This is a genomic window from Achromobacter sp. ACM04, assembly GCF_014851465.1.
Classification (GTDB): domain Bacteria; phylum Pseudomonadota; class Gammaproteobacteria; order Burkholderiales; family Burkholderiaceae_B; genus Achromobacter; species Achromobacter aegrifaciens.
In genome coordinates this window covers 1,300,743-1,325,976 of the sequence record NZ_JACUZS010000001.1, presented here as the reverse complement: position 1 = coordinate 1,325,976, position 25,234 = coordinate 1,300,743, and the positions used below count along the sequence as shown (strand labels likewise).

Here is a 25,234-nt window from a genome sequence, read left to right as displayed (position 1 = left end):
ATACCTTGGAGCACTTCCCATGAAACTGAAGCAATGGCTGTCCCTGCCGCTGGCCGCGGCGCTGCTGGCGGCAGCCCCCGCGATGGCGGCCGAGAAATTCCGTGTGGGCTATCTGCGCGTGATGGACGATGCGCAGGCCATCGTCGCGCAAGAGGGCGGCTACTACAAAAAGGCCGGCCTGGATTCCGAACTGATCGAGTTCAAGTCGGGCACCGACCTGATCAAGGCCATCGTCGGCGGCCAGCTGGACATCGGCGTGCTGGGCTTCACCAACGCGGTGGCCTGGGCCTCCAAGGGCGCGGACCTGAAGGTGGTGGGCGGTGCGCAGCAGGGCTACCACTCGCTGATCGTGCGCGAAGACTCCGGCATCAAGGACATCGCCGGGCTGAAGGGCAAGACCCTGGCCTCCCAGGCCGAAGGCAGCACTGCCGACGTGGTGCTGAAGGGCGTGGTGCTCAAGCAGGGCAACCTGGCTGCGGACGACGTCAACGTCATGGGCGTAAGCCCGGCCGTGGCGGTCCAGTCGCTGGTGGGCAAGCGCGTGGACGCGGCCTTCCTGTTCGAACCCTACGATCGCATCGCGCAACTGGTGGCGCCGGTCAAGCAGATCTATGAAGTGGGCCAGGCCTGGCCGTTCCCGTGCATGGTGGTGATCACCTCCGGCGAGACGCTGGCCAAGCGCAAGGACGACGTCTGGAAGGCGCTGGATGCGCAGAACCAGGCCATCCAGCTGCTGCAGAAGGAACCCGCGCAGGCTTCCAAGCTGATCGCGTCCTACTTCATCGCCGAACCCACGCTCAAGACCCTGACCCGTGGCGAACTGCCGCGCGAGACCGTCATCGCCGAAGCCATCGGCACGCAGGTCTTCACGCCCAAGCTGACCGACAAGGACACCCGCCGCATGCAGGAAATCGCCGACATCCTGCAAGCCCAGGGTTCGCTGAAAACGCGCGACGGCAAGCCGTATGACGTCTCCAGCATCGTCGACCTGTCCTGGCAAGAGGCTCGCAAGCTTTGAGCGCATCTACCCGAGTCACCGGCGCCCGCAAGCATTTCGCGGGCGTTCTGGGCGTGTTGTTCATCCTGGCCTTGTGGCAACTGGCGGCGTTCGCGCTGCCGGACTTCCTGATGCCGGGCGTGCCGGCCGTGGTCGAGCGCCTGGTCGAAGACCTGGGCAAGCAGTCCTTCCACCAGAGCCTCCTGGGCACGCTGGGGCGGCTGGGCGCGGGCTACGGCCTGGCGCTGGCGGCCGGCATCGGCTTCGGCCTGGTGGCGGCTGTGCTGTTCTTCTTCCGCGAAGTGCTGCGCAGCGCCATCGTCATCCTGCAGTCGATTCCGTCGATCGCCTGGGTGCCGCTGTTCCTCATCGTGATGGGCTTCGGCAATACGCCCATCATCGTCGTTGTGGCATTGTCGGCTTTCTTCCCGGCCGCGCTCAGCGTCATGAACGCGACTGAGTCCGTGCAGCGCGTGCATGTATCGGCGGCGCGCGTCATGGGCGCCACGCGCTGGGGACTGGTCAAGCGGGTCTACCTGCCGGCCGTGATGCCCGAGCTCATCACCGGCGCGCAGCTCGCCTTCGGCAATGCCTGGCGCGCGCTGATCTCGGCGGAAATGCTGATCGGCTTCGGCAAGGGGCTGGGCCGTTCGCTGGCCTATTCGGGCGAAATCGCCGACATGACCGGCGTCATGACCAACATCCTGGTCATTGCCGTGCTGGCCGCGCTGATCGACCAGTTCGTGCTTGAAAACCTCAAGCACCGCCTGCTGCGCTACCAGTACGTCTGAGGGCGACAGGAGTCCTGCATGATTGGCCGCATCCGTCTGTTTGTCCTCGGCGCCTGCCTGGTTGCATCGGGCTTCGCGCAGGCGCAGCCCGACGCCTTCGCGGCGGCGCGGGCGCGCGGCGAGCTGGTGGTGGGCGTGCCTTACCTGGCGCCGCCGCCCGCGGCCGGCGCCAAGATCCGCACGCCGGACGGCCTGGACGCCGCAATGACCGACAGATTGGCGCAAAGCCTGGGACTGCCGGTGCGCCTGGTGCAATTGCCGCAGGAACAGGCCGCTGCCGCGCTGGCGGCGGGGCGGGTCGACCTGGTCCTGGCCGACGGCGCGTCGGCCCAGCCGGACGCGGTCGCGACGCAAGCCACGGGCTATGCCGCCCGACCCAAGGCCGTGATCCGCAGCGACACCAGCCTGCGCAGGCCCGCCGACGTGCGCGGCCGTAGCGTCTGCATGGCGGAGGCCGCAAGCGCTTCCCGCGCCCTGGCCGAAAGCTGGGGCGCCGTGGTGCGCACCTACCGCGTGCCGTCCGATGCGCTGGTCGCCGTGCGCGAGGGCAGCTGCGATGTCGGCCTGGTCGACGACGCGGTCTGGGAGCCGCTGGTGCGCTTCCCGGAATGGAAGAAGTTCTCCTCGACGCTGGCGGCCGATGGCGCGCGGCGTGAACGCGTGTGGCTGCTGCCGGCCTCCGACTCCGCCAGCCGCAACTGGCTGAGCCAGGAAATGCGCGCCTGGGACCGAGCGGGCGCCTGGAAGGCCATGACCGCGAAGTGGGCCCGCGACGTGGCCTTCGATGTCTATCTCGACCAGGAAGTGCCCGACTGCCACGGCTAGGGACTGGCGGCACATACAATGCCGGTCATGACGCACACGCTGACCGCCCCTTGCACCTACCAGGAAGACATCAAGAAAAGCCGCTTTGTCGCGTATGCAGCGCCCGTGTCCGGCGTGGACGAAGCCATGCGCTTCTTTGCCGAACATAGCGACGCCGAAGCGACCCACAACTGCTGGGCCTACCGCATCGGCCAGGAATACCGCTTCAATGACGACGGCGAGCCGGGAGGCACGGCCGGCCGTCCCATCCTGCAAGCCATCGAAGGCCAGGACATGGATCGCGTGGCGGTGCTGGTAGTGCGCTGGTACGGGGGCATCAAGCTCGGCGCAGGCGGACTGGTGCGCGCCTACGGGGGCTGCGCGGCCAACTGCCTGCGGCTGGGGGAGCGGACCGAGATCGTGGATCTTGCAACCGTCGCCTGCGCTTGCGGTTTTGGCGAACTGGCGTTGCTGAAGTCGCGCCTGGCTCAGGCAGGCGCGGCCATCCTGCAGGAAGACTTCAACGAGGAAGGGGTGGCGCTACGGTTCACGGTGCCGCGCGCAGCGGTGGCGGACCTGGAAGTGACCGCCGCCAACATCACGCGCGGGCGTGCGGCCTGGGAAGTCGAGTCCTGATCCCAGGGGCGCACGGCCCGCGCAGCGTTCAGGCGTCCTGCCCGTTCTGGGCAGCTGCGATTTCCTGATGGACCTTTTCCATGTCCACTTCCTTGATCTTGGCGAGCAGCTCATTGAGCTGGCCGCCCGACAAGGCGCCCGGTTGCGAGAACAGCAGGACCTTCTCGCGGAAGACCATCAGGGTCGGGATGGAACGGATGCCCAGCGCGCCGGCCAGTTCCTGTTCCACGTCGGTATTGACCTTGGCGAAGGTGACGTCGGGATGCTCGGTGGCGGCCTGTTCGAATACCGGCGCGAAACCGCGGCAGGGGCCGCACCAGGGCGCCCAGAAATCAACGATCAGCGTACCGTCGGGGGTAATGGCTTCCTGGAAGCTGTCTTTGGTGAGTTCAACAATACTCATTTTGAATCCTTGCCGGCGAGCGGCGTAAAAAGCGGTGTCAGAGGCCCGGGGTATGCCCGTCCCGGACCCGATGGGGCGTTGCGGCGGCGTTCGGTGCTTTAAGAACGATAGTAGAGCGGGTAATGGCCGCGTCGCAATGGTTGGCGCCTGAGGCGCGGGCTGCGGCCCTCAGGCCGCGGTGCTTGCCGGGGCGCCGTTTTTCAACGACGCGACGATCTCGAAGGAACGCAGGCGGTCGGCGATATCGTAGAAATCCGAGACGATCATGACTTCGTCGGCCTCGGTTTCGGCCACCAGCGCTTCCAGTTCGCGCCGGACGGTATCCGGGCCGCCCACGATGGCCGCGCCCAGTCTTTGATGGACCGCCTCGCGCTCCCATTCGTTCCACAGGCCGTCCATGCTGTCCACGGGCGGTTGCAGCTGCAGGCGGTTGCCGCGCACCAGCGACAGGAATTTCAGCTGCTGGGTGGTGGCCTGGCGCCTGGCGGCTTCATCGGTTTCGGCGGCCACGACCGGCACGCCTATCATGGCGTAGGGGCGCGCCAGCGTTGCCGACGGCTTGAACAAATGGCGGTACAGGCGCATGGCCGCCATGCCTTCGGGCGAAAAATGTCCCGCGAAGGAGAAGGGCAGGCCCAGCTCCGCGGCAAGCCGCGCGCTGAAATCGCTGGACCCCAGCAGCCAGATCGGAATGTCCAGGCCTTCGCCGGGAATGGCGCGCACGGGCTGGCCAGGGCGCGAAGGCGCGAGGAAACCGCGCAATTCTTCCACCAGCGCCGGGAACTCCAATCCGCTGCGCGGACCGCGGCGCAATGCGTGTTGCGTGGCGCCGTCGCTACCGGGCGCGCGGCCCAGGCCCAGGTCGATACGGCCAGGGTAAAGCGTTTCCAGCGTGCCGAACTGCTCGGCGATGATCAGCGGCGCGTGGTTGGGCAGCATGACGCCGCCCGAGCCCACGCGCAGGGTGCTGGTGTGCGAGGCGACGTGGCCGATCAGTACGGCGGTGGCGCTGCTGGCCACGCCGTTGATGTTGTGGTGTTCCGCCAGCCAGAAGCGCTTGTAGCCCAGGCGTTCCACGTGCTGCGCGACCGCAACCGTGTTGCGGAAGGCGTCAGCCGCGTCGCGACCTTGCACTATCGGGGCCAGGTCCAGTACGGAGAAAGGGATGCGGGCCAGGCTGCTCATGCGGAAACCTCCGTATGCACGGTGGGACAGGACAGCGGGGCGGAAACAAAGCGGGTAAGGCGCAAGGCGGACTCCATATGCCGTTATACATGGGGAGTGTATCGGTGAAATCAAGCGGACCCGCCAGCAACCATATGGCGCGGCGGGTTGATTGATTTCCGCTATTGCCGCGATTGGCCCGCCTTGCGAGCGGCCTTCGGGCTTGCGCCTAGCCGGGGAAGAACGCGTAGCGGATCACGAACAGCGCCGCGACCAGCCAGGTGGCGGGATGCACGTCGCGGATCTTGCCGGTGGCCGTCTTCAGCACCACGTAGCTGATGAAGCCGAAGGCGATGCCATTGGCGATCGAGTACGTGAACGGCATGACCAGGGCGGTCAGCGCGGCCGGCGTGGCCTCGCAGACGTCGTTCCAGTCGATGTCGATCAGCTCGCGCATCATCAGGCCGGCCACGTAGAGCAGGGCGGGCGCGGTGGCGTAGGCCGGCACGGCGCCGGCCAGCGGCGAAATGAACAGCGCGGCCAGGAACAGCACCGCGACGACCAGGGCCGTCATGCCGGTACGGCCGCCAGCCTGCACGCCCGAGGCGCTTTCCACATAGGCGGTGGTGCTGCTGGTACCCAGCATCGAGCCGGCCACGATGGCGCTGCTGTCGGCGAAGAGTGCGCGGCCCAGGCGGTTGGGGCGGTTCTCGGGCATCAGGCCCGCGCGCTTGGCCACGCCGACCAGCGTGCCGGTGGCGTCGAACACTTCAACCAGCACGAACACCAGGATCACGTGCACGAAGCCGCTGTGCAGCGCGCCCAGGATGTCCAGCTTCATCAGCGTGGGGGCCAGGCTGGGCGGGGCGGCGAAGATGCCCTTGAATTCGTTGTAGCCCAGCGCCATCGACAGCACCGTGACCACCAGGATGCCGATCAGGATCGCGCCGCGCACGCGCAGCGCATCCAGCGCGGCGATGATGAAAAAGCCCAGGATGGCGAACAGCGGGCCGGGCTGGGTCAGGTCGCCCAGCGTGACCTTGGTGGCGGGATGCGCAACCACGATGTTGGCGCTGGATAGCGCGATAATGGCAAGGAACAGCCCGATGCCTGCGGCGATGGCGCTGCGCAGCGAATGCGGAATGCCCTTGACCAGCCAGACCCGGATGCCCGAGAACGTCAGGAACAGGAAGATCACGCCCGAGATGAACACGGCGCCCAGCGCCTGCTCCCAGGTGTAGCCCATGGTCTTGACCACGGTGAATGCGAAGAAGGCGTTCAGGCCCATGCCCGGCGCCATGCCGATCGGCCAGTTGGCGATCAGCGCCATCACCAGCGAGCCCAGCGCGGCGGCCAGGCAGGTGGCGACGAACACGGCATCGCGGTCCATGCCCGTCGACGACAGGATGTCCGGATTGACGAAGATGATGTACGACATCGTCAGGAATGTCGTCAGGCCGGCGACCAGTTCCGTACGCGCTGTCGTGCCGTGTTCACGCAGCTTGAATAGCTTCTCGAGCATTCGAGTCCCCAATGTGTTTGCAGGATTGCGGGTTGTTGTGGGCGGGCTGGGTTGCCCGCCGGTTTTTCATGAAAGGGCGTATTTTCGCATCAGTTGTAAACTCTGCCGCCATGATTATTCTCGGCTTTGAAAGCTCCTGCGACGAAACCGGCGTCGCTGCCGTCTGTACGGAACGGGGCCTGCTAGCGCACGCGCTGCATACCCAGATCGCCATGCACCAGGAATATGGGGGCGTGGTGCCGGAACTCGCCTCGCGCGACCATATCCGCCGCGTCGTGCCGCTGACCCGGCAGGTCCTCGAAGAAGCGGGCCTGCAAATGTCGGATGTCGGCGCCGTGGCCTATACGGCCGGCCCCGGCCTGGCCGGCGCCTTGCTGGTGGGCGCCAGCGTCGCGCAGTCGTTCGCCTGGTCGCGTCATTTGCCCGCCATCGGCATCCATCACCTGGAAGGCCATCTGCTGTCGCCGATGCTGGCGGATCCGCGGCCTGAATTCCCCTTCGTGGCGCTGCTGGTGTCCGGCGGACACACGCAGCTGATGCGCGTGGACGGGGTGGGACGCTACGATTTGCTGGGCGAAACGCTGGACGACGCGGCGGGCGAGGCCTTTGACAAGTCGGCCAAGCTCATGGGCCTGGGCTATCCCGGCGGACCGGCGCTGTCCCGGCTGGCCGCCAGCGGCGATGCCGCGCGTTTCGATCTGCCGCGCCCCATGCTGCACAGCGGCGACCTGGATTTCAGTTTCAGCGGCCTGAAGACGGCCGTGCTGACCCGGGTCAAGGCTGCCGAAGCCGCGGGCGGACTGGACGAACAGACCCGCGCCGACCTGGCCGCGGCCACGCAGGCCGCCATCGTGGAAGTGCTGGCGGCCAAGGCCATCAAGGCCCTGAAGCAGACCGGCCTGAAGCGCCTGGTGGTGGCCGGGGGAGTGGGGGCCAACCAGCTGCTGCGCGCCAAGCTGGACGCGGCGCTCAAGCCGCTCAAGGCGCGCGCCTATTTCCCGCCCCTGGAACTGTGCACCGACAACGGCGCCATGATTGCCTTTGCCGCCGCCGAGCGGGTCAAGGCTGGCCTGGCGACGCTGGATCCGGATGCGCACAGCTTCACTGTGAAGCCGCGCTGGGACCTGGCCGACATCGCCTGAAAATGAAAAGGGCGGCCATGCAGGCCGCCCCGAAGCGCATTCCTTGCGCGTTTATTTCTTCTTGCCGCCGCCGATGCGGCTTTCCGTGCCCTGGACCAGGCGCGTGATGTTGGCGCGGTGGCGGTAGAACAACAGCACGCCGATGACTGCAAGCGCCACGCCCATGGACGGCTGCGCATACCAGGCCAGGCCGGAACCGAACACGTAGTAGACGGGGGCGAAGAAGGCCGCCACCAGTGAAGCCAGGGACGAATAGCGGAAGAACACCGCGACGATCAGCCAGGTGGCCGCCGTGGCGACCGCCAGCCAGGGCTGGATTGCCACCAGCACGCCCAAGGCGGTGGCCACGCCCTTGCCGCCCTTGAAGCGCAGGAATACCGGGTACAGATGGCCCAGGAAGGCGGCCAGCGCCACCAGCGCCAGCGCGACGGGGGAGATCCCGGGAGCCAGTTTTTCGGCCAGCCAGATCGCGAACCATCCCTTGGCGGCGTCGCCCAGCAGCGTCAGCGCGGCGGCCGTCTTGTTCCCGGTGCGCAGCACATTGGTAGCGCCGGGATTCTTGGAGCCGTAGCTGCGGGGGTCTTGCAGGCCCATGAGCTTGCTGACGACCACTGCGAAGGGCACGGAGCCGATCAGGTAGGCCAGCAGGATGAGCGCAGCGCTGAAGACCAGGGAGGGGTCGTTTATCGCCATGGATAGGATCCGTTGTTGTTGTGTTGTTGCGGTAATGGGTGCGGATTCTACCGCGCCCGGGGCCGGGTCCGGCTACGGGTTATCGAGCGGGGCTGCGGCCCCCGTCCGCCAGTCGATCGCACGGATACCGGCCGCGGACGGTACAATCCGACGCGTTCACCCGCGTTTTATTTTCTTTCGGATGCACAATGCGAATTCTGGTTTCGAACGATGATGGTTATTCGGCCCCTGGGCTCGAGGCGCTGGTTGACGCGCTGCAGGGCCTGGGCGATCTCACTGTCGTCGCGCCTGAAACCAACCATAGCGGCGCGTCCAACTCCCTGACGCTGAACCGGCCGCTGTCGGTACGCACCGCCTCCAACGGCTTCATTGCCGTCAACGGCACCCCGTCCGACTGCGTGCACGTGGCGCTCACCGGCCTTATGGATACCCGGCCCGACCTGGTCGTGTCCGGCATCAACAACGGCGCCAACATGGGCGACGACACCCTGTATTCGGGCACCGTGGCCGCTGCCAGCGAAGGCTATCTGTTCGGCATCCCGGCCATCGCGTTCTCGCTGGCCGAGAAGGGCTGGGAGCACATCGATTCCGCCGCGCGCGCCGCGCGCCTCGTGGTGGAACGCCATCTGGCCCAGCCGCTGGCCGCGCCGGTGCTCCTGAACGTCAATATCCCCAGCCGCCGCTTCGAAGACATGCACGGCTTCGCGGTCACGCGCCTGGGAAAGCGCCATCCCTCGCAGCCGGTGGTGCGCACCACCACGCCGTATGGCGATACCGTCTATTGGATCGGACCCGTGGGTTTGGCGGCCGACGCCACGCCAGGCACGGACTTTCATGCCGTCGAGCAGGGTACGGTGTCGGTCACGCCGCTGCGCCTGGACCTGACCCAGCACAGCCAGCTCGACGAGATCCGGACCTGGGCGGAGCCGCTATGCGTAAACGTGTAAGCCAGCCGGACGTGACCCAGCCGGTGCCCGGGCGTACCGGTCCGGTGCGCTACGACTCGGGTCGGCTCAGTCCGGGCGTCACGCCCGCCAACAGCAACACCCGCATTTCCGCAGCCACGCTGCAACGCCAGACCCAGGCGCCGACGCCCGCATCGGGCAGCAATCTGGGGCTGAATTCGGATCGCCTGCGCCAGGCCATGGTCGAGCGCCTGCGGGCGCAGGGCATTACCGACGAGCGCGTGCTCAACGCCATGGGCGCGGTGCCGCGCCATCTGTTCGTCGACGAGGCGCTGGCCAGCCGCGCTTACGAAGACGCCGCGCTGCCCATCGGTCATTCGCAAACCATCTCCCAACCCTGGGTGGTGGCGCGCATGATCGCCGCCGCCTGCGACGACCGCACGCCCACCCGCGTGCTGGAAGTCGGCGCGGGTTGCGGCTACCAGGCGGCGGTGCTCGCGCAATTCGTGCGCGAGGTTCACACCATCGAACGCATCCGCGGATTGTATGAACTTGCGCGCGAGCATCTGCGCGCCCTGCGGCTCACCACCAGGATCCGCTTGATCTACGGCGACGGCATGCTGGGCCTGCCCGGCGTGGCGCCGTTCGATGCTATCGTTGTGGCTGCCGCTGGCCTTGCCATCCCGCAGGCGCTGCTCTCGCAGCTCGCACCGGGTGGCCGCCTGATCGCTCCTGAAGGGGGCGCCAACCAGCGCCTGGTTCTCATCGAACGCACAGGCGCGGCCAGCTGGAAACGCACAGAATTAGAGGCCGTGCGCTTTGTGCCGCTACGGGCCGGAATACAATCTTGAGCAAACAGGAGAAACGTATGCTCAACGGGCAGTTGCAACTGACCGATATCACCCTGGGCGCGTCCATGACGCGCCTGCGCCGCCCGCTCTTCATCGCGGGGGCTCTCAGCCTGTCCATCCTGGCTGGCTGCGCTTCCAAAGGCACGCGCGCCCCGGTGGTCGACATGACCGGCGGGCAACCCGCGCCGGCGACCCAGACCGGCGGCACCTATGTGGTGAAACCGGGCGACACGCTCTACAAGATCGCCCGCGCCAACAATGTGGATGTCGAAAACGTCAAGCGTTGGAACAACCTCAGCGACCCCAACCAGATCTCGGTCGGCCAGGTCCTGAAGATGTCCGGCAGCGCCAGCGGCGGGGCGCAGACCGCGCCGGTCGCGGGCTCCAAGACGCAGCCGCGTCCGCTGGACCAGCCGGAAACCCTGCCGCCGCCGACCACTGAAACCACCACGCCGCCGCCCACCGCGCCGGTCGAGACCAAGCCCGCCACGCGCGCGGCCGACGCGGCCGTCATCAATTGGGCCTGGCCTGCCAACGGCCAGATCGTGCAAGGCTTCAACAACAGCAGCAAGGGCATCGACATCGCCGGCGCGCTGGGCGATCCGGTCACCGCCGCCGCCGACGGCTTGGTCAAGTACAGCGGCAACGGTGTGCGCGGCCTGGGCAACCTGATCATCGTCGAACACCAGAACGGCTTCATTACCGCTTACGCGCATAACCGCGCGGTGCTGGTGAAGACGGGCCAGAACGTCAAGCGCGGCGCCAAGATCGCCGAACTCGGCCAAAGCGATACCACGTCGCCGCGCCTGCACTTCGAGATCCGCCGCCAAGGCCAGCCGGTGGACCCGATGCAGTATCTGCCTGCCCGATGACGCCCACTCTCGTCTTCGACCTGGAAACCATCCCTGACGCCGAGGGGCTGCGCAAGCTCAACGGCTGGGGGGCTGATGTTTCCGACCAGGAGGTGGTCGAGCGCGCGCTGACCGCGCGCCGCGAGGCCGTGGGCCATGATTTCCTGCCGCTGCACCTGCACAAGGTGGCGGTGGTGGGCTGCGTGTTCCGCGACGACCAGGGCTTTCGCGTCAAGACCCTGGGCCAGCCCGACGATCCCGAAGCCGCCTTGCTGGCGGGCTTCTTCAAGACCATCGAGCGCTACACGCCCAAGCTCGTGAGCTGGAACGGTTCCGGCTTCGACCTGCCGGTGCTGCATTACCGCAGCCTGATCCAGGGCGTGCCCGCGCCGCGCTACTGGGACATGGGCGAGGAAGACCGCGACTTCAAGTTCAACAACTACATTTCGCGCTACCACTCGCGTCACCTGGACCTGATGGACCTGCTGGCCAAGTACAACGGCCGCGCCAACGCGCCGCTGGACGAACTGGCCAAGCTTTGCGGCTTTCCCGGCAAGCTGGGCATGGACGGCAGCAAGGTGTGGGAAGCCTGGAGCCAGGGCCGCGCCGATGAGGTGCGGGCCTATTGCGAAACGGACGTGGTCAACACCTGGCTGGTGTATTGCCGTTTCCGTTTCCTGCGCGGCGAACTCGACCGTACTTCCTACGAAGCGGAAATCGCGCTGGTGCGCGACACCCTCAGCGCCAGCGATGCGCCGCACTGGAAGGAGTACATGGCGGCCTGGGACGCCAACTGAGCGGCGTCTCGGCCGGAGGATCCGTCTTCCGGCGGACAGGATCGAACGGGGCCCGCGAGGCCCCGTTCTTGCGTCTGGATCATGCGCAATCGACTGAAACATTGCTTGCGCCAGCGAAACCTGGATGAAACCGGGCCAATCGCACAATGGCCTCGCTTTCTTCACTTTCAGGAGACCTACATGTCCCGATTCGCTATCCGCTCCAATTTGGCCGCTCTTGCATTTGTCGCCGCGACGGGCGGCCTGGTGGCCGGCTCCGTCATGGCTGCGCCTCCTCCTCCCGCTGACGGCGGCCCCGCCGCCATGCACGATGGCCAGCGCGGCGGCTTCCACAAAGGCATGCGCGACGGCCTCTTCATTCCCGGCCTGGGTCCCGTGACCAAGGCGCAGGTCGCCGAGCTGAAGCTGGACGACAAGCAGCAGGCCTTGTTCAAGACCGCGCAGGACGGCCAGCGCAGCCTGCACGAAGCCATGCGTGCCTCGGGCGGCAAGCGCCACGACCTGCTCAAGGCGCAGCTGGACAGCGGCAAGCTGGATCCCCGCGCGCTGGTCGAACAGTCCGAAAAGTCGCGTGATGCCTTCGGTCCCCAGGCCAAGCAGGTGCGCGACCAATGGCTCGCGGTCTGGGACAGCCTGAACGACACCCAGCGCGGCCAGGTGACCAAGTTCGTCAAGGAACGCCAGGACCGCATGCAGGAGCGCCACGCCCGCATGGAAGGGCGCCACGGCAAGGGCAAGGCGGATGCGCCCGCTGCCGCCGCGCCGGCCAAGCCTGCCGCCAACTAAGCAGTGCGGCCGGCCGTCCCGGCCGGTGCACGCCAGCAACCCCGGACACGCGACCGCGTGCCGGGGTTTTTCATTTGGCGTCCGGGATGGCGGCTGGCGGCGGCTCGCCATGCGTACCGATAGGGAGCGGGTTCCCCGTTTTGACGCATAAGCGCGTGCGCCGGCACACGCGTCCGCACTGTTCTGGTGCGGCGCGGGCGCCGTCAGCGGGCGATGCGCCTGCGTATCGGCTTGCCGCAGACCTGGCACGGACATTGCTTTGTGGAGTATGAACCGGTTTCAAACGCTGCATCGCCGGTCCTAGTGATGCGCCTCGGCCATCTACCTACTCGACAAATCCGATCAGGACTCCGCACCATGAAGAAGACGTTGCTAGCCGTGCCCTTTGCGCTCGCCGCTTGTTTCACCGCGACGGCGCAGGCCGAACCCACCGACCTGGGCGGCGGATTTTCGCTCAGCGGCAACGCCGCCATCGTCAGCGACTACCGTTTCCGCGGCTACTCGCAGACCGACTTCCGGCCCGCCGTGCAGCTGGGCTTCGACCTGACCCACAGTTCCGGCTTCTATCTGGGCAACTGGAACTCCAATGTTTCCGATTTCGTGTTCACCGACGGCAACCTGGAAATGGATTTCTACGGCGGCTGGAAGGGCGACGTGGGCGGCGGCTTCACGCTGGATGCGGGCGTGCTGCATTATTACTACCCGGGCTCCAGCTCGCCGAAGGGCGGCAACTACAACAACACCGACCTCTATCTGGGCGCATCCTACGGCAACTACAGCCTCAAGTACTCTTACACGCCCAGCGACTTCTTCAGCACGCCGGACAGCAAGGGCACCTGGTACCTGGACGGCACGGCCAACTTCGACCTGGGCGACGGCTGGGGCCTGGTCGGCCACCTGGGCTACCAGAAGCTCAAGAACCAGACCAATATGGACGGCGACTCGATCGGCCATTACGTCGACTACAAGCTCGGCGTGACCAAGGACTTGAAGGGCTGGATCCTGGGCCTGGCCGCCGTGGGGGCGACCAAGGACAACTGGCTGCCGACCAAGTACGGCCATCCTTCGGGCCGCCTGGGCGCCGTCTTCTCGGTGGCGCGTTCCTTCTGACCGATATCCGTGGCGGCGCCTGGCAGCGCCGGCTTTCGGGCTTGCCGACGATTGGCGGTGACCGCCGTCCGGGGCAAGCCCTTTTTTCATCGGGAGACCGTTCCGGCCCCACATCGCCATTTCCAGGATTGGCCGCAGTCCTTCTACAATAGAAGGTTGCGTGTAATTCTTCTGGACTGCGTGAGATGTCTGACGTTTTGAGTATTGAATCCCTGGACCTGGAAGCCAGGGGTATCGCCCGCCGCGACGGGAAGGTCGTCTTCGTGGAAGGCGCCTTGCCGGGCGAACGGGTCACCACGGTTACGCTGCGCCGCAAGCCGTCCTACGAGATCGCGCGCGTGGACGAGGTGCTGCGGCCGTCGTCGCAGCGTGTGGCGCCGCGCTGTCCGCATTTCGGCGTCTGTGGCGGCTGTGCCATGCAGCACCTGGAGCCCAGCACGCAGGTGGCCATCAAGCAACGCTCGCTGGAAGACACCTTCTGGCACGTCGGCAAGCTGCGTCCCGCGCGCATCCTGGCGCCGCTGCAAGGCCCGACCTGGGGCTACCGCTACCGCGCCCGCCTGTCGGTGCGCGTGGTGCCCAAGAAGGGCGGCGTGCTGGTCGGTTTCCATGAGCGCAAGAGCAGCTATGTGGCCGACATGCGCGAATGCCATGTGCTGCCGCGCCACGTCAGCGACCTGCTTATCCCTTTGCGCGAAATGATCGGTTCCATGTCCGCGCCGGACCGCATGCCGCAGATCGAAGTGTCGCTGGGCGAGGGCGTGACCGCCCTGGTGCTGCGCCATCTGCTGCCGCTGACCGATGGCGACATCGCCATCCTGCGCGCCTTCGCCGCCAAGCACAACGTGCAATGGTGGCTGCAGTCCAAGGGTCCGGAAACCGTGCACCCGCTGGAGCGCGAGCACGGCGACACGCTGGCCTACACCATGCCGGAATTCGGCCTGCGCATGCCGTATCGGCCCACCGATTTCACGCAGGTCAATCACGCCATCAACCGTGCGATGGTGTCGCGCGCGCTGAAACTACTGGAGGTGCAGCCTACCGACCGCGTGGCGGATCTGTTCTGCGGGCTGGGCAACTTCACGCTGCCGCTGGCGACGCAGGGCAGGGAAGCCGTGGGCGTGGAAGGCAGCAAGGCGCTGACCGACCGCGCTTTCGACGCGGCATCGCGCCACGGCCTGGGCGATCGCACCAGCTTCGCCACCCTGAACCTGTTCGAGGTGGATGTGGAATGGCTGCGCGGCCTGGGCTACTTCGACCGCATGCTGATCGATCCGCCGCGCGAAGGCGCGCATGCCGTGGCGCAGGCCCTGTCGCTGTTGGAAGCGCACGAGCGCCCCGTGCGCATCGTCTACGTGTCCTGTAACCCGGCCACGCTGGCGCGCGATGCGGCCATCATGGTGCATGAAGGCGGCTATGTGTTGAAGAGCGCGGGCGTGATCAACATGTTCCCGCACACGGGCCATGTGGAGTCCATTGCGGTGTTCGAATCGCTGGACGCCGAAGGTATCCAGGTCGTGCGGGAACGCGCCCGCCAGCGCGCCATTCAGGCGGCGGCCGAAGCGGCAGCCGCGGAAGAAGCCAAGGCCGCGGCCGCCGCCGAGAAGGCGGCCGCCAAGCAGGCCGCCACCGACGCCTATCACGCCAAGGTCGCGGCCGAGGCCCAGGACTGACGCCGCGGGAAGGGCCTGGGCCGTTTCAGTGCTTGCAGCCCAGGCCTTCCAGTATCGGGCAGTCCGGCCTGTCATTGCCCTGGCAGTGTTCGGCCAGATGCTTCAAGGTGGCCGCCATGTCGCGCAGCGCCTCGGCCTTGCGCTCCAGTTCCTGCACGTGTTCCAGCGCGATGCGCTTGACGTCGGCGCTGGCGCGGCTGCGGTCCTTCCACAGCGCCAGCAACTCATTCATCTGTTCCACCGAAAAACCCAGGTCGCGCGCGCGGCGTACGAAGTGCAGCGTATGCAGATCGTGTTCGCTGTACACGCGGTAGCCGGAATCCGTGCGTCCGGCGGGGCTGATAAGGCCGATGCTTTCGTAGTAGCGGATCATCTTGGCGGAAATGCCGGAACTCCTGGATGCCTCGCCGATATTCATTGCTGTGCTCCTGTGTAGCCTGAGTGCGATTCTACGCTTGACCTTTCCATCATGGGAAGGTTTAAGCTGCTTTTCATGGTGGACGAAACGTAGTCCATCGCCCTTGAATCCTATGGAGATAACTATGAGCATCGAGTTCCAAGTGGCTGACATGACCTGCGGCCATTGCGCCAAGACCATTACGGCCGCGGTGGCCCAGGCCGCTCCGGGCGCGACTGTCACGATCGATCTGCCCACGCACCGCGTGACCGTGACCGGGGCCGATGACGCGGACAAGATCGAAGACGCGATCCGCGATGCCGGCTACCAGCCGCAGCCGGTGTAATTCCTCTTGGCGCGAGGCCGGGCTATGATAGATTCGGCCTCGCGCTGGCTGTTTATTCATTGCTAAAATCTATCGATTCATTGAATTTATTAAATTTGAATAATTGATAGTAAGGATTTATCATTCTTTCCATGGTGGTTAATCAAACAACCCCGCTACCCCAAGGAGAGATTTGAATGCTGCAAAACCGCGAAGGCCAACGTGTTCCGAACGTAACGTTCCCGGTCCGTGAGGACAACACCTGGAAGAAGGTGACGTCCGACGACCTGTTCAAGAACAAGACCGTCGTGGTCTTTTCCCTGCCCGGCGCCTTCACGCCGACCTGCTCGTCGACCCACCTGCCGCGCTACAACGAACTGGCTCCCGCCTTCTTCGCCGCCGGCGTGGACAGCATCGTCTGCGTGTCGGTCAATGACACCTTCGTCATGAACGAATGGGCCAAGGACCAGGAATCGGCCAACATCACGCTGCTGCCCGACGGCAACGGCGAGTTCACCGAAGGCATGGGCATGCTGGTCGATAAGAGCGACCTGGGCTTCGGCAAGCGCAGCTGGCGCTATTCCATGCTGGTCAAGGACGGCGTGGTCCAGAAGATGTTCATCGAGCCGGAAAAGGAAGGCGACCCGTTTGAAGTGTCGGACGCCGACACCATGCTGGCGCACTTCGCCCCGTCGGCCAAGAAGCCCGACCAGGTGGTCGTGTTCTCCAAGCCGGGCTGCCCGTTCTGCGTGGAAGCCAAGGCGCTGCTGGATGCCAAGGGCTACGCCCCGATCGAGATCCCGCTGGAAAACAAGGTCCGTGGCCGCGTGATCGGCGCTGTCTCGGGCAAGGGCACCGCCCCGCAGGTGTTCATCAATGGCGCGCTGATCGGCGGCCTGGAAGACCTGAAGGCGCACTTCGCCTAAGCGTCTGCAACGCTACCGGTCCCGGGTTCGCCCCGGGGCCGGGCAGCAGGGCGGTTCGCCGCCTGCTGCACCCTTCACGAGTTTCCCTTTTTACGCATCTTTGTGCGCGGCCCCCGGCGGGCGCTGCGGGACTGTCCACGTCCATAGGGTGCGGAAAAAGGCGGAATCCGCCTTTGAATTCCTGCTCCACGCCACATCGGGGGATACCCAGTCATGAAAACTCTGCATACCGATATCGCTGTCATCGGCGCCGGCACGGCCGGCCTGGCCGCCTACCGCGCCGCCCGCGCCGCGGGCCAGCGCGCGCTGCTGATCGAAGGCGGTCCCTACGGCACGACCTGCGCCCGCGTCGGCTGCATGCCGTCAAAGCTGCTGATCGCCGCCGCCGAAGCGGCCCACAGCGCGGCCCACACCGAGCCGTTCGGCGTGCATGTGGGCGGCGAGATCACGGTCGATGGCGCCGAAGTGATGGACCGCGTCAAACGCGAGCGCGACCGCTTCGTCGGTTTCGTGCTGGAAGGCGTGGAAAGCATCCCGGCAGAGGACAAGGTGCGCGGCTATGCGCGCTTCGTGTCGGACACGGTGCTGCAGGTGGACGAGCACACCGAAGTGCATGCGTCCCGCGTGGTGATCGCCACCGGTTCGCGGCCGTCTGTGCCGCCGCCGTTCCGTGCGCTGGGCGACCGTCTGGTGCTGAACGATGACGTGTTCGCCTGGGATGATCTGCCTGGCCGTGTGGCCGTGTTCGGTCCTGGCGTGATCGGGCTGGAACTGGGCCAGGCGCTGGCGCGCCTGGGCGTGGAAGTGCGCGTGTTCGGCGTCAGCGGCAGCCTGGGCGGCATCAGCGATCCGCAAGTACGCAATACGGCCCGCAAGATCTTCCAGCGCGAGTTCTATCTGGACCCGGACGCCCGCGTGCTTGAAACCACCCGCGTAGGCGACGAAGTGGAAGTGCGCTACGTGACGCTGGACAACACCGAGCGCAGCGAACGCTTCGACTACGCGCTGGTGGCCACGGGCCGCCGCGCCAACGTGGACGGGCTGGCGCTGGAAAACACCTCGCTGCAATTGGACAAACATGGCGTGCCGTTGTTCGACCGCGAAACCATGCAGGCGGGCGATGCTCCTATCTTCATCGCGGGCGATGCCAACGCCGACGCGCCGCTGCTGCACGAAGCCGCCGACGAAGGCCGCATCGCGGGCGAGAACGCGGCGCGCTATCCCGAAGTGCGCAAGGGCCTGCGCCGCGCGCCGTTGGCCGTGGTGTTCTCGGACCCGCAGATCGCCATGGCCGGGCAGGGCCACGCACGGCTGGTGCCGGGCACCTTCGTGACGGGCGAGGTGGACTTCTGCGACCAGGGCCGTTCGCGGGTCATGCTGAAGAACCGCGGCATGCTGCATGTCTATGCGGACATCGAAACGGGCCGTTTCCTGGGCGCCGAGATGGTCGGCCCCAGCGCCGAGCACATCGGCCACCTGCTGGCCTGGGCCGTGCAGCAGGAGCTGACCGTGGCGCGCATGCTGGAAATGCCGTTCTATCACCCCGTGATCGAGGAAGGCCTGCGCACTGCCTTGCGCGACGCGGCGGCCAAGCTGGCCCGGGCGCAGGAGGCGCTGCGGCGGGAAGCTCCGGAGAATGAACTGGCTTGAACGCCAGCGCGATCCGCGACACCAGCAAAAAGGCCACGAAACATCGTGGCCTTTTTGCTTTTCGTATCGGATCAATCGTCCGACTGCTTCTTTGGCACCGGGAACGGATTCTCGCGGAACTGCAGCGTGAAGCCGGCGCGCTCGTCCTGTCCCAGTGTGCGGGCCAGATACGGCATGGCTTGCTTCAAGGCGTCGTGCAGCGTCCAGGGCGGATTGATCAGGAACATGCCGCTGCCGTGCAGGCCGTAGCCGTCGATGGCTGCTTTCTTGACCGTCAAGGTCGCGTGCAGCCAGCTCTTGACCTTCAGGTTCTCCAGGTGGCGCGCCATTTCATTGGCTTCGCGGCGCTGGACCAGCGGGTACCAGACGGCGTAGGTGCCGGTGGCGAAGCGCTTGACGCATTCCTTGACCGCGTTGAGCGTGCGGCGATAGTCGTTCTTGTCTTCGTACGAGGGGTCGATCAGCACCATGCCGCGGCGCGTGGGCGGCGGCAGCAGCGCCTTGACGCCTTCAAAACCGTCGTCGCCGTAGATCGTGGTCTGGCGTTGCGCGGCGCGGCCCTGGTGTTCCAGGTTGCCGACCAGCGTGTCGATCTCGGTAGGGTGCATTTCGAATAGGCGCAGCCGGTCGGACGGACGCAGCGCGTCCAGCGCCAGCCATGGCGAGCCCGGATAGCGCCTGAGGCGGCCGTTGGTGTTGTAGCCGCGGATCCGGGCGACGTAGTCGGCCAGGATGGGCGGCAGGTCCTCGGCTTCCCACAGGCGGCCGATGCCGTCGGCGAACTCGGAGGTCTTGGCGGCCCAATCGCTATCCAGGCTGTAGAGCCCGGCGCCGGCGTGGGTATCGACGACCCAGTAGGGCGCGTCTTTCTTGTTGAAGTAATCCAGGGTGTGGATCAGGATGGCGTGCTTGAGTACGTCGGCGTGGTTGCCGGCGTGAAAGGCGTGGCGGTAGCTGAACACGGGCGTTCTGCCTCAGGCGGCGGGCCGGATCGCGGCCAGCTCGTCGGTGAAAATGCCGTCGATGCCCCAGTCGAGCAGCAGGCGGGCGCGCTCCGGGTCGTTGACGGTCCAGGCGGCGATACGGTAGCCGGCGGCATGCACGGCATCGATCAGCTCACGGGTGGCGTCCTTCTGATTGATGTTCAGGGCCACGCACTCGTACTTGGCCAGGCGTTCGCGCCAGTCGGCGGGTACCTTCTCCACCAGCAGCGCGCGCGGCAATTCGGGGGCCGTTTCCAGCGCGGCCTGCAGCGCTGCTTCCGCGAACGAGGACAGGAGCGGCGCTTCGGCCGCGCCTTGCCACAGCTGGCGCGCGGCCAGCGCCACGGCGCGGCCGGTCTCGGCCTCGCGGCCCGGGCAGGGCTTGATCTCGACGTTGCTGGCGATGCCGTTGGCCACCGTGTAGCGGGCGACGGCAGCGAAGGTGGGCAGCGGCTCGCCAGCGTAGGCGGCGGAATGCCAGCTGCCGAAATCCAGCTGGGCAAGCTCGGCGTAGGTCTTGGCAGCGGCGGGTCCGCGGCCGTTGGAGGTGCGGTCCACGTCGTCGTCGTGCATCAGCACCAGCACGTTGTCGCTGCTCAGCTTGACGTCGTATTCGAACATCGCGAAGCCGTGCTCGGCGCCTACGCGCATGGCGGCCAGGGTGTTCTCCGGGGCCAGACGGCCGCCGCCGCGATGCGCGATGTAACGGGAGTAGGGCCAGGAGGGGAGTTTTGCGCTCATTTGGGGTGTTGCTTCGGGTTCTTTTGGTCAGGGTTGCAAGGATACTCCTTCTGCACGCCCGTTCTGCGCCTGCCGCGGCGCGCGGGAACGCCGCGGCAGGTCTCCAGGGCTATTTCATGGGCGCCTTGTCCCGCGACACGTCCATGATCATCCGCGCGGCGAGGTACAGGCGCGGCACGATGCTGTTGATCTGGATGTACTCGGCGTCGTTGGAATGCGCGCCAAAGCCGCTCAGGCCCATGCCTTCGATTACCGGGCCGCGCGCCTTCAAGGCGGCAAAAGCGGCGTCGGTGCCGCCGCCGCTGGCGCGGTCCACGACCGTCATCGGCAAGTCCAGCTCTTTGTAGATCTGCACGCCGTGTTGGGCCAGGGCGCGCGAGGCCGGCGTGGCTTCCAAGGGCGGGCGGCGCACTTCGAACTTCACGCTGACCTTGGATTCGGGCAGCAGCTTCTTCTGTATGCGTTCTTCCAGCGTGCGCGACAGCGCATCGAAATCGGAGACGCGCAGGGCGCGCGCGTCCGCCTGGGCGGTGGCCTGGCCCGGAATGACGTTGCGGTTGGTGCCGGCCTGGGCCACGGTCCAGTTCAGCTTCAAGCCTTCCTCGGGCTTGGACAGCTTGTCCAGCTGCAGCACCTGGTGGGCCAACTCATACAGCGCGTTGACGCCGCCTTCGGGCCGCGCGCCCGCATGCGAGGTCTTGCCCTGCACGGTCAGGTAGGCCGCGCCGATGCCGCTGGTGGCCAGCGTCAGGCGCGCTTGCGCGCCGCCGCCTTCGAACGAGAACACCGCATCCTGGTCGGCGCCCAGGCGGGTAATGGTGCTGCGCGCGCCGGGCGAGCTGATTTCCTCGTCGCCGTTGATCAGCACGGTAATGGTGCCGTAGTCCTCGAAGCCCAGTTTTTGCAGCAGGGTCAGGGTGTGGATGATGGCGGCCACGCCATGCTTGTCGTCGGCGATGCCCAGGCCGTAGGCCTTGTCGCCGTCGATGCGGAAAGGCTGGTCCTTGAGCATGCCGTTGCGGTAGACGGTGTCCATGTGGGCGATCAGCATGATCTTCTTCTGGCCTTTACCCTTGAATTCGGCATGGACCATGGGGCCGACCTTCTCTGGCGTGTCGTCCAGGCGGAACACGTCGGTGGGCTGGATGATCTCCACCGTTCCGCCCAGCGCCTTGAGCCGGTCGCGGATCAGGACGGCGATGCGCTCCACGCCCTCGACGTCCTTGCTGCCCGACTCGATGCCGACCAGGTCGCGCATGGTGTCCAGCATGCCTTGCTGCTGGGCTTGCGCGGCTTCGTGGACGGCGGCGACGGGCGCGGCCAGCGCGGCGGGGGCGCCGCCGACGAAGGCCAGGGCGATGCAGGTGCGCAGGAGTTGCAGGCGGGGAGATGTGTACGGCATCAGTGTGTACCTCTGAGCGTGCGTGGAAGGGGCCGCATCCTTCGGGAGCGGCGTCGGGGTAATGCGGGCTTACCCTGACAGGCCACGATACGAGGGCCGCAAGGGGCTGGAAATGGTGGTTCCCCGGGTTGACTCGGTCCCCGGTTTCGTGCCGTTTGAGCCCGGGGGCAGGCCCGGATGACATTCGAAAGATTCCTGGGCTGCGCGGCGAATGAGAAATGGTAAAATCCGCCCGCTGATCCGGTATTGACCGGTATGGGAACAGGGCGAATCTGGTTCGCCTTTTTTTATGCGTTTTCTTGCGGCTTTGGGCTTGCGCCCGGGGTGCGGCAACAGGGATTCCATGTTCGAATTTATTCGCAGCCATCGGCGCTGGATGCAGTTCATCCTGCTGCTTCTGATTGTGCCGTCCTTCTTCCTGGTCGGTATTCAAGGCTATGACAGCTTCATGCGCGCCGAGCCTGAATTGGCCACGGTCAATGGCCAACCCGTGTCGCGGGCCGAGTTCGATCAGGCGCACCGCAACCAGCTGGAGCAGTTCCGCCAGCGCCTGGGCGCCCAGTTCGATCCGGCCGTCATCGACACGCCGGCGCTGCGCGAAGGCTTGCTCAATCAGTTGATCAACCAGCGCCTGCTGGCCAACGTTGCCGTCGACAACCGTTTCTCGGTGTCCGACGAAACGCTGCGCAACACCATCGCCGCGATTCCGGAAGTCCAGGACAATGGCCGCTTCTCGCCCGAGCGCTATCGCCAGGTGCTGGCTGCGCAAGGCATGTCGCCGACCTCGTTCGAAGCCGGCCTGCGCCGCGATCTGGCGGTCGCGCGCGTGCTGGAGCCCGTGGGCCAGTCGGCCCGCGCACCCGGCGAGGTCGTGGCCGCGCTGGAAACGGCGTTGACGCAGCAGCGCACGGTGCAACTGCGCCGCTTCGCCGCTGCCGACTACCGCTCGCAAGTCAGCGTCAGCCCGGCCGACATCCAGGCCTGGTACGACGCCAACAAGCAGCAACTGCAGATTCCCGAACAGGTCCAGGTCCAGTACCTGGTGCTGGACGAGGCCGCCGCCACGCAAGGCGTGCAGGTCAAGGACGAGGACCTCGCGTCCTACTACGAGCAGAACAAGAACCGCTTCGGCCAGCCCGAACGCCGCCGCGCCAGCCACATCATGATCAACCTGGCGCCTGGCGCGTCGGAAGACGCCCGCAAGGCCGCCCGTGCCAAGGCCGAGGACCTCGCCAAGCAGGCCGCCGCCGATCCGGCGCAATTCGCCGAACTGGCCCGCAAGAACTCGCAGGACGCGGGTTCGGCGACCAATGGCGGCGATCTGGGCTGGCTCGCGCCCGGCATGTTGACCGGTCCGCTGGAAAAGGCGATTTTCGGCCAGGCCAAGGACCAGGTGTCCGGCGTGATCGAAACCCCGTCCGGCCTGCACGTGGTCAAGGTCACCGAAATCCAGCCCGCCGCCATCAAGCCGCTGGCCGAGGTCAAGGACCAGATCACCGCCGAAGTCCGCAAGCAGCTCGCCGCCGTGCGCTTCTCGGAAATGGCCAGCCAGTTGAACAAGCAGGTCTATGACCAGCGCGACAGCCTGCAGCCCGCCGCCGACGCCGTCGGCCTGAAGCTGCGTACCGCTTCCGGCGTGACCCGCGAAGGTTTGCTGCCCGCCGACAAGGCGGGTCCGGGCTCGGCCGCCGCCGGCCCCGATGCCGCGCTGCTGGACAACCCGCGCGTGCGCCAGGTGCTGTTCTCGCCCGACGTGCTGCGTGAAAAGCAGAACTCCGGCGTGATCGAACTCTCGCCCGACACCATGCTGGCCCTGCGCGTGGCCGCTGTCGAGCCGTCCCACGTGCCGCCGCTGGACAAGGTCTCGGACACCATCCGCGCCAAGCTGCTGGACGAGCGTTCGGCCGAAGCCGCCAAGAAGGCCGGCGAAGCCGCGCTGGCTGCCGACAAGACTAACCCCGCCGCAACGCCGGAAGGCTTTGGCGCGCCGGTGATCGTGTCGCGCCAGGATCCCAAGGATCTGCCGCGTCCGGTGCTGGACGCCGTCATGCGCCTGCCCGCCGCCACGCTGCCGGCCTACGCCGGCGTGCAATCGGGTTCGGACTACACGCTGGCGCGCCTGGAGAAGGTCGAGGCCGGCACGGTCGATCCGGCCGACAAGGAGCGCCTGGCGCAGCAGCTGTCGGGCGCCTGGGGCCAGGCCGAAAACGAAGCCATGCTGCGCATGCTGCGCGAAGAGTACAAGGTGCAGGTGCTGCCCGCCGCCGCCGCGGTCATCCGCGGCGATCAGCCGGCAGCCGGCTGATCAGCCCAGGATCAGTTCAACAGTGGCCGCAGCGTCGGCCACACGTTGTCCAGCAGCAAAGGCTGGGCATCCTCGTTCGGATGGATGCCGTCAGCCTGGAACATCGCCCGGTTCGTTGCGATACCTTCCATCAGGAAGGGCACGAGCCGGGCGTTTTCGTCTTTGGCGACCGTTGGGAACACCTGCGCGAAGCGCTGGGTGTAATCCCGGCCGTAATTCGGCGGAATCTGCATGCCGACGATCAGGACCTGCGCCTCGGCCTTGCGGGCGGCCTGGGCCATGGTGCGCAGGTTCTGCTCGGTCATGGTCAGCGGCAGGCCGCGCAACGCGTCGTTCGAGCCCAGCTCCAGCACCACCACGGCCGGCGCATGCTGGCGCAGCAGCGCGGGCAGGCGGGCCACGCCGCCGCTGGTCGTGTCGCCGCTGATGCTGGCATTGACGACTTGGTACTTGGGGTATTGTTCCGCTACGCGGGCCGAAAGTAGCGGCACCCAACCGGTGCCGCGCTTGATGCCGTATTCGGCCGACAGGCTGTCGCCCAGGACCAACACCGTGCGGGGCGCGGAACCCTGGGCCGCGGCGGCGGTCTGAGCGTGGGCGGGCGCCACGACGGCGGTCGCCATGGCGGTCATGAGTAGCAGACGGGAAAATAGGCGCATGGATAACAAGAATTCGATCGAGGTGAAAGGGCTGGGCAAGCAGGTGGCAGATGCCGGCGGCACGCTCTCCATCCTGGAAGGTATAGATTTTACGGTCGAGGCGGGCAGCGCCGTGGCCATCACCGGCAGTTCGGGGTCGGGCAAGTCCACCTTGTTGGGACTGCTGGCAGGCCTGGATGTTCCCAGCGCGGGCAGCGTGCGCCTGGCCGGGCAGGACCTGTTCTCGCTGGACGAGGACGGCCGCGCGCGTTTGCGGGCCAATCATGTGGGTTTCGTATTCCAGTCATTCCAGCTGCTGCCCAACCTGACGGCGCTGGAAAACGTGATGCTGCCGTTGGAGCTGGCCGGGCAATCGGCGCGGGACGCGGCCCAGGCCATGTTGGAGCGGGTGGGGCTGGGCAAGCGCCTGCATCACTACCCGCGCACCCTGTCGGGCGGCGAGCAGCAACGCGTGTCGCTGGCGCGCGCCTTCGTGGTGCAGCCGGACCTGCTGTTCGCGGACGAGCCCACCGGCAGCCTGGACGCCGCCACAGGGGTGACGGTCATCGACCTGATGTTCGACCTGCACCGCGAGCACGGCACCACGCTGGTGCTGGTGACCCACGATCCGCAGCTGGCCGCCCGTTGCGGGCGTCAGCTGGTGCTGGCGGCGGGGCGGATGGTCAACGGCGCCTGATGCCGCCGGCCCCACCGCCGGGCTTCCAAGTTGGACCAGCCCCTC

26 protein-coding genes are annotated in these 25,234 nt (G+C 66.6%); 17 read left to right on the top strand and 9 right to left on the bottom strand.

Annotated elements, in window-relative coordinates:
- The first annotated feature begins 19 nt into the window (after positions 1-19).
- Genes IB259_RS06165 through IB259_RS06150 form a run of 4 tightly spaced genes read left to right on the top strand, consistent with a single transcriptional unit; the run spans position 20 to position 3,228 of the window.
- On the top strand, positions 20-1,018 hold the full coding sequence (locus tag IB259_RS06165; RefSeq protein WP_054453961.1) for an ABC transporter substrate-binding protein: 999 nt from the start codon (positions 20-22) through the stop codon (positions 1,016-1,018).
- Entirely contained in the window at positions 1,015-1,788 is a 774-nt protein-coding gene (locus tag IB259_RS06160; RefSeq protein ID WP_054453964.1) for an ABC transporter permease, read from the top strand. Before IB259_RS06165 ends, IB259_RS06160 begins: the two co-directional genes overlap by 4 nt.
- Positions 1,789-1,806: 18 nt before the next feature.
- Entirely contained in the window at positions 1,807-2,613 is an 807-nt protein-coding gene (locus IB259_RS06155; protein ID WP_054453965.1) for a transporter substrate-binding domain-containing protein, read from the top strand.
- A 27-nt stretch (positions 2,614-2,640) separates the two neighbouring features.
- Positions 2,641-3,228: a YigZ family protein gene (locus tag IB259_RS06150; protein ID WP_054454822.1), complete on the top strand. Its 588-nt coding sequence runs from the start codon at positions 2,641-2,643 to the stop codon at positions 3,226-3,228.
- A gap of 28 nt (positions 3,229-3,256) precedes the next feature.
- Here the strand turns inward: IB259_RS06150 and IB259_RS06145 are convergent, their stop codons facing one another.
- From IB259_RS06145 to IB259_RS06135, 3 genes are all read right to left on the bottom strand, one after another.
- Complete coding sequence (locus IB259_RS06145; RefSeq protein WP_013394055.1) at positions 3,257-3,631, bottom strand: co-chaperone YbbN; 375 nt, start codon at positions 3,629-3,631, stop codon at positions 3,257-3,259.
- Between the two features lie 168 nt (positions 3,632-3,799).
- Positions 3,800-4,816 carry an LLM class flavin-dependent oxidoreductase gene (locus IB259_RS06140; RefSeq protein WP_054453967.1) on the bottom strand — a complete coding sequence of 339 codons (1,017 nt, stop codon included), beginning with the start codon at positions 4,814-4,816 and terminating at the stop codon, positions 3,800-3,802.
- Between the two features lie 208 nt (positions 4,817-5,024).
- Positions 5,025-6,317: an NCS2 family permease gene (locus IB259_RS06135; protein ID WP_059380087.1), complete on the bottom strand. Its 1,293-nt coding sequence runs from the start codon at positions 6,315-6,317 to the stop codon at positions 5,025-5,027.
- A gap of 110 nt (positions 6,318-6,427) precedes the next feature.
- Here IB259_RS06135 and tsaD point away from each other — a divergent pair, with 110 nt between their 5' ends.
- A complete protein-coding gene (gene tsaD / locus IB259_RS06130; protein ID WP_192328024.1) occupies positions 6,428-7,459 on the top strand; it encodes a tRNA (adenosine(37)-N6)-threonylcarbamoyltransferase complex transferase subunit TsaD in 1,032 nt (343 codons plus the stop codon).
- A gap of 51 nt (positions 7,460-7,510) precedes the next feature.
- On the opposite strand, the gene plsY is transcribed toward tsaD, so the two are convergent.
- Positions 7,511-8,152 (bottom strand): glycerol-3-phosphate 1-O-acyltransferase PlsY, encoded by a 642-nt coding sequence (gene plsY, locus IB259_RS06125; protein ID WP_119449665.1) that lies wholly within the window; start codon positions 8,150-8,152, stop codon positions 7,511-7,513.
- A 188-nt stretch (positions 8,153-8,340) separates the two neighbouring features.
- Between plsY and surE the strand changes: the two genes are divergently transcribed.
- From surE to rlmD, 7 genes are all read left to right on the top strand, one after another.
- On the top strand, positions 8,341-9,099 hold the full coding sequence (gene surE, locus IB259_RS06120; RefSeq protein WP_054453975.1) for a 5'/3'-nucleotidase SurE: 759 nt from the start codon (positions 8,341-8,343) through the stop codon (positions 9,097-9,099).
- Positions 9,084-9,908: a protein-L-isoaspartate(D-aspartate) O-methyltransferase gene (locus IB259_RS06115; protein ID WP_054453977.1), complete on the top strand. Its 825-nt coding sequence runs from the start codon at positions 9,084-9,086 to the stop codon at positions 9,906-9,908. The genes surE and IB259_RS06115 overlap by 16 nt, the downstream gene beginning before the upstream one ends.
- Positions 9,909-9,925: 17 nt before the next feature.
- Positions 9,926-10,780, top strand: coding sequence for a peptidoglycan DD-metalloendopeptidase family protein (locus IB259_RS06110; protein ID WP_054453979.1), 855 nt, complete (start codon positions 9,926-9,928; stop codon positions 10,778-10,780).
- Positions 10,777-11,556, top strand: coding sequence for a 3'-5' exonuclease (locus IB259_RS06105; RefSeq protein ID WP_054453981.1), 780 nt, complete (start codon positions 10,777-10,779; stop codon positions 11,554-11,556). The genes IB259_RS06110 and IB259_RS06105 overlap by 4 nt, the downstream gene beginning before the upstream one ends.
- A 180-nt stretch (positions 11,557-11,736) precedes the next feature.
- A complete protein-coding gene (locus IB259_RS06100; protein WP_119449666.1) occupies positions 11,737-12,342 on the top strand; it encodes a hypothetical protein in 606 nt (201 codons plus the stop codon).
- A 357-nt stretch (positions 12,343-12,699) separates the two neighbouring features.
- Entirely contained in the window at positions 12,700-13,452 is a 753-nt protein-coding gene (locus IB259_RS06095) for a TorF family putative porin (protein ID WP_054453985.1), read from the top strand.
- A 185-nt stretch (positions 13,453-13,637) separates the two neighbouring features.
- Positions 13,638-15,125: a 23S rRNA (uracil(1939)-C(5))-methyltransferase RlmD gene (rlmD, locus tag IB259_RS06090; protein ID WP_054453987.1), complete on the top strand. Its 1,488-nt coding sequence runs from the start codon at positions 13,638-13,640 to the stop codon at positions 15,123-15,125.
- Positions 15,126-15,150: 25 nt separating this feature from the next.
- Here the strand turns inward: rlmD and cueR are convergent, their stop codons facing one another.
- Positions 15,151-15,543, bottom strand: a complete 393-nt coding sequence (gene cueR, locus IB259_RS06085) for a Cu(I)-responsive transcriptional regulator (protein WP_054453989.1) — start codon at positions 15,541-15,543, stop codon at positions 15,151-15,153.
- A 124-nt stretch (positions 15,544-15,667) separates the two neighbouring features.
- Here cueR and IB259_RS06080 point away from each other — a divergent pair, with 124 nt between their 5' ends.
- The 3 genes from IB259_RS06080 (at position 15,668) to IB259_RS06070 (ending at position 18,423) form a co-directional block, all read left to right on the top strand.
- The gene (locus IB259_RS06080; protein WP_054453991.1) at positions 15,668-15,868 is read left to right on the top strand and encodes a heavy-metal-associated domain-containing protein; all 201 of its coding nucleotides are present in this window, start codon (positions 15,668-15,670) and stop codon (positions 15,866-15,868) included.
- Between the two features lie 176 nt (positions 15,869-16,044).
- The gene (locus tag IB259_RS06075; protein WP_054453993.1) at positions 16,045-16,773 is read left to right on the top strand and encodes a glutathione peroxidase; all 729 of its coding nucleotides are present in this window, start codon (positions 16,045-16,047) and stop codon (positions 16,771-16,773) included.
- A gap of 213 nt (positions 16,774-16,986) precedes the next feature.
- Entirely contained in the window at positions 16,987-18,423 is a 1,437-nt protein-coding gene (locus IB259_RS06070) for a dihydrolipoyl dehydrogenase (RefSeq protein ID WP_192328022.1), read from the top strand.
- A 71-nt stretch (positions 18,424-18,494) separates the two neighbouring features.
- On the opposite strand, the gene IB259_RS06065 is transcribed toward IB259_RS06070, so the two are convergent.
- The 3 genes from IB259_RS06065 to IB259_RS06055 form a co-directional block, all read right to left on the bottom strand.
- Positions 18,495-19,385, bottom strand: coding sequence for a 23S rRNA (adenine(2030)-N(6))-methyltransferase RlmJ (locus IB259_RS06065; RefSeq protein WP_054453997.1), 891 nt, complete (start codon positions 19,383-19,385; stop codon positions 18,495-18,497).
- 12 nt (positions 19,386-19,397) lie between these two features.
- Positions 19,398-20,147 (bottom strand): glycerophosphodiester phosphodiesterase, encoded by a 750-nt coding sequence (gene ugpQ, locus IB259_RS06060; protein ID WP_192328019.1) that lies wholly within the window; start codon positions 20,145-20,147, stop codon positions 19,398-19,400.
- A 109-nt stretch (positions 20,148-20,256) separates the two neighbouring features.
- On the bottom strand, positions 20,257-21,549 hold the full coding sequence (locus IB259_RS06055) for a M20/M25/M40 family metallo-hydrolase (RefSeq protein WP_192328016.1): 1,293 nt from the start codon (positions 21,547-21,549) through the stop codon (positions 20,257-20,259).
- Positions 21,550-21,892: 343 nt separating this feature from the next.
- Between IB259_RS06055 and IB259_RS06050 the strand changes: the two genes are divergently transcribed.
- On the top strand, positions 21,893-23,854 hold the full coding sequence (locus tag IB259_RS06050; RefSeq protein WP_192328013.1) for a SurA N-terminal domain-containing protein: 1,962 nt from the start codon (positions 21,893-21,895) through the stop codon (positions 23,852-23,854).
- Between the two features lie 11 nt (positions 23,855-23,865).
- Here IB259_RS06050 and IB259_RS06045 read toward each other — a convergent pair whose 3' ends face one another.
- Positions 23,866-24,513, bottom strand: a complete 648-nt coding sequence (locus tag IB259_RS06045) for an arylesterase (protein ID WP_054454005.1) — start codon at positions 24,511-24,513, stop codon at positions 23,866-23,868.
- Here IB259_RS06045 and IB259_RS06040 point away from each other — a divergent pair.
- Positions 24,512-25,189: an ABC transporter ATP-binding protein gene (locus IB259_RS06040; protein ID WP_054454006.1), complete on the top strand. Its 678-nt coding sequence runs from the start codon at positions 24,512-24,514 to the stop codon at positions 25,187-25,189. The genes IB259_RS06045 and IB259_RS06040 overlap by 2 nt on opposite strands.
- The last annotated feature ends 45 nt before the right edge of the window (positions 25,190-25,234 follow it).

Bases quoted from the DNA above. Each gene is read 5' to 3' on its own strand.
- IB259_RS06165 (WP_054453961.1), top strand. From the start codon at position 20: ATGAAACTGAAGCAATGGCTGTCCCTGCCGCTGGCCGCGGCGCTGCTG.
- IB259_RS06155 (WP_054453965.1), top strand. From the start codon at position 1,807: ATGATTGGCCGCATCCGTCTGTTTGTCCTCGGCGCCTGCCTGGTTGCA.
- IB259_RS06150 (WP_054454822.1), top strand. From the start codon at position 2,641: ATGACGCACACGCTGACCGCCCCTTGCACCTACCAGGAAGACATCAAG.
- IB259_RS06145 (WP_013394055.1), bottom strand. From the start codon at position 3,631: ATGAGTATTGTTGAACTCACCAAAGACAGCTTCCAGGAAGCCATTACC.
- IB259_RS06140 (WP_054453967.1), bottom strand. From the start codon at position 4,816: ATGAGCAGCCTGGCCCGCATCCCTTTCTCCGTACTGGACCTGGCCCCG.
- IB259_RS06135 (WP_059380087.1), bottom strand. From the start codon at position 6,317: ATGCTCGAGAAGCTATTCAAGCTGCGTGAACACGGCACGACAGCGCGT.
- tsaD (WP_192328024.1), top strand. From the start codon at position 6,428: ATGATTATTCTCGGCTTTGAAAGCTCCTGCGACGAAACCGGCGTCGCT.
- plsY (WP_119449665.1), bottom strand. From the start codon at position 8,152: ATGGCGATAAACGACCCCTCCCTGGTCTTCAGCGCTGCGCTCATCCTG.
- surE (WP_054453975.1), top strand. From the start codon at position 8,341: ATGCGAATTCTGGTTTCGAACGATGATGGTTATTCGGCCCCTGGGCTC.
- IB259_RS06115 (WP_054453977.1), top strand. From the start codon at position 9,084: ATGCGTAAACGTGTAAGCCAGCCGGACGTGACCCAGCCGGTGCCCGGG.
- IB259_RS06110 (WP_054453979.1), top strand. From the start codon at position 9,926: ATGCTCAACGGGCAGTTGCAACTGACCGATATCACCCTGGGCGCGTCC.
- IB259_RS06105 (WP_054453981.1), top strand. From the start codon at position 10,777: ATGACGCCCACTCTCGTCTTCGACCTGGAAACCATCCCTGACGCCGAG.
- IB259_RS06100 (WP_119449666.1), top strand. From the start codon at position 11,737: ATGTCCCGATTCGCTATCCGCTCCAATTTGGCCGCTCTTGCATTTGTC.
- IB259_RS06095 (WP_054453985.1), top strand. From the start codon at position 12,700: ATGAAGAAGACGTTGCTAGCCGTGCCCTTTGCGCTCGCCGCTTGTTTC.
- rlmD (WP_054453987.1), top strand. From the start codon at position 13,638: ATGTCTGACGTTTTGAGTATTGAATCCCTGGACCTGGAAGCCAGGGGT.
- cueR (WP_054453989.1), bottom strand. From the start codon at position 15,543: ATGAATATCGGCGAGGCATCCAGGAGTTCCGGCATTTCCGCCAAGATG.
- IB259_RS06080 (WP_054453991.1), top strand. From the start codon at position 15,668: ATGAGCATCGAGTTCCAAGTGGCTGACATGACCTGCGGCCATTGCGCC.
- IB259_RS06075 (WP_054453993.1), top strand. From the start codon at position 16,045: ATGCTGCAAAACCGCGAAGGCCAACGTGTTCCGAACGTAACGTTCCCG.
- IB259_RS06070 (WP_192328022.1), top strand. From the start codon at position 16,987: ATGAAAACTCTGCATACCGATATCGCTGTCATCGGCGCCGGCACGGCC.
- ugpQ (WP_192328019.1), bottom strand. From the start codon at position 20,147: ATGAGCGCAAAACTCCCCTCCTGGCCCTACTCCCGTTACATCGCGCAT.
- IB259_RS06055 (WP_192328016.1), bottom strand. From the start codon at position 21,549: ATGCCGTACACATCTCCCCGCCTGCAACTCCTGCGCACCTGCATCGCC.
- IB259_RS06050 (WP_192328013.1), top strand. From the start codon at position 21,893: ATGTTCGAATTTATTCGCAGCCATCGGCGCTGGATGCAGTTCATCCTG.
- IB259_RS06040 (WP_054454006.1), top strand. From the start codon at position 24,512: ATGGATAACAAGAATTCGATCGAGGTGAAAGGGCTGGGCAAGCAGGTG.
- IB259_RS06045 (WP_054454005.1), bottom strand. From the start codon at position 24,513: ATGCGCCTATTTTCCCGTCTGCTACTCATGACCGCCATGGCGACCGCC.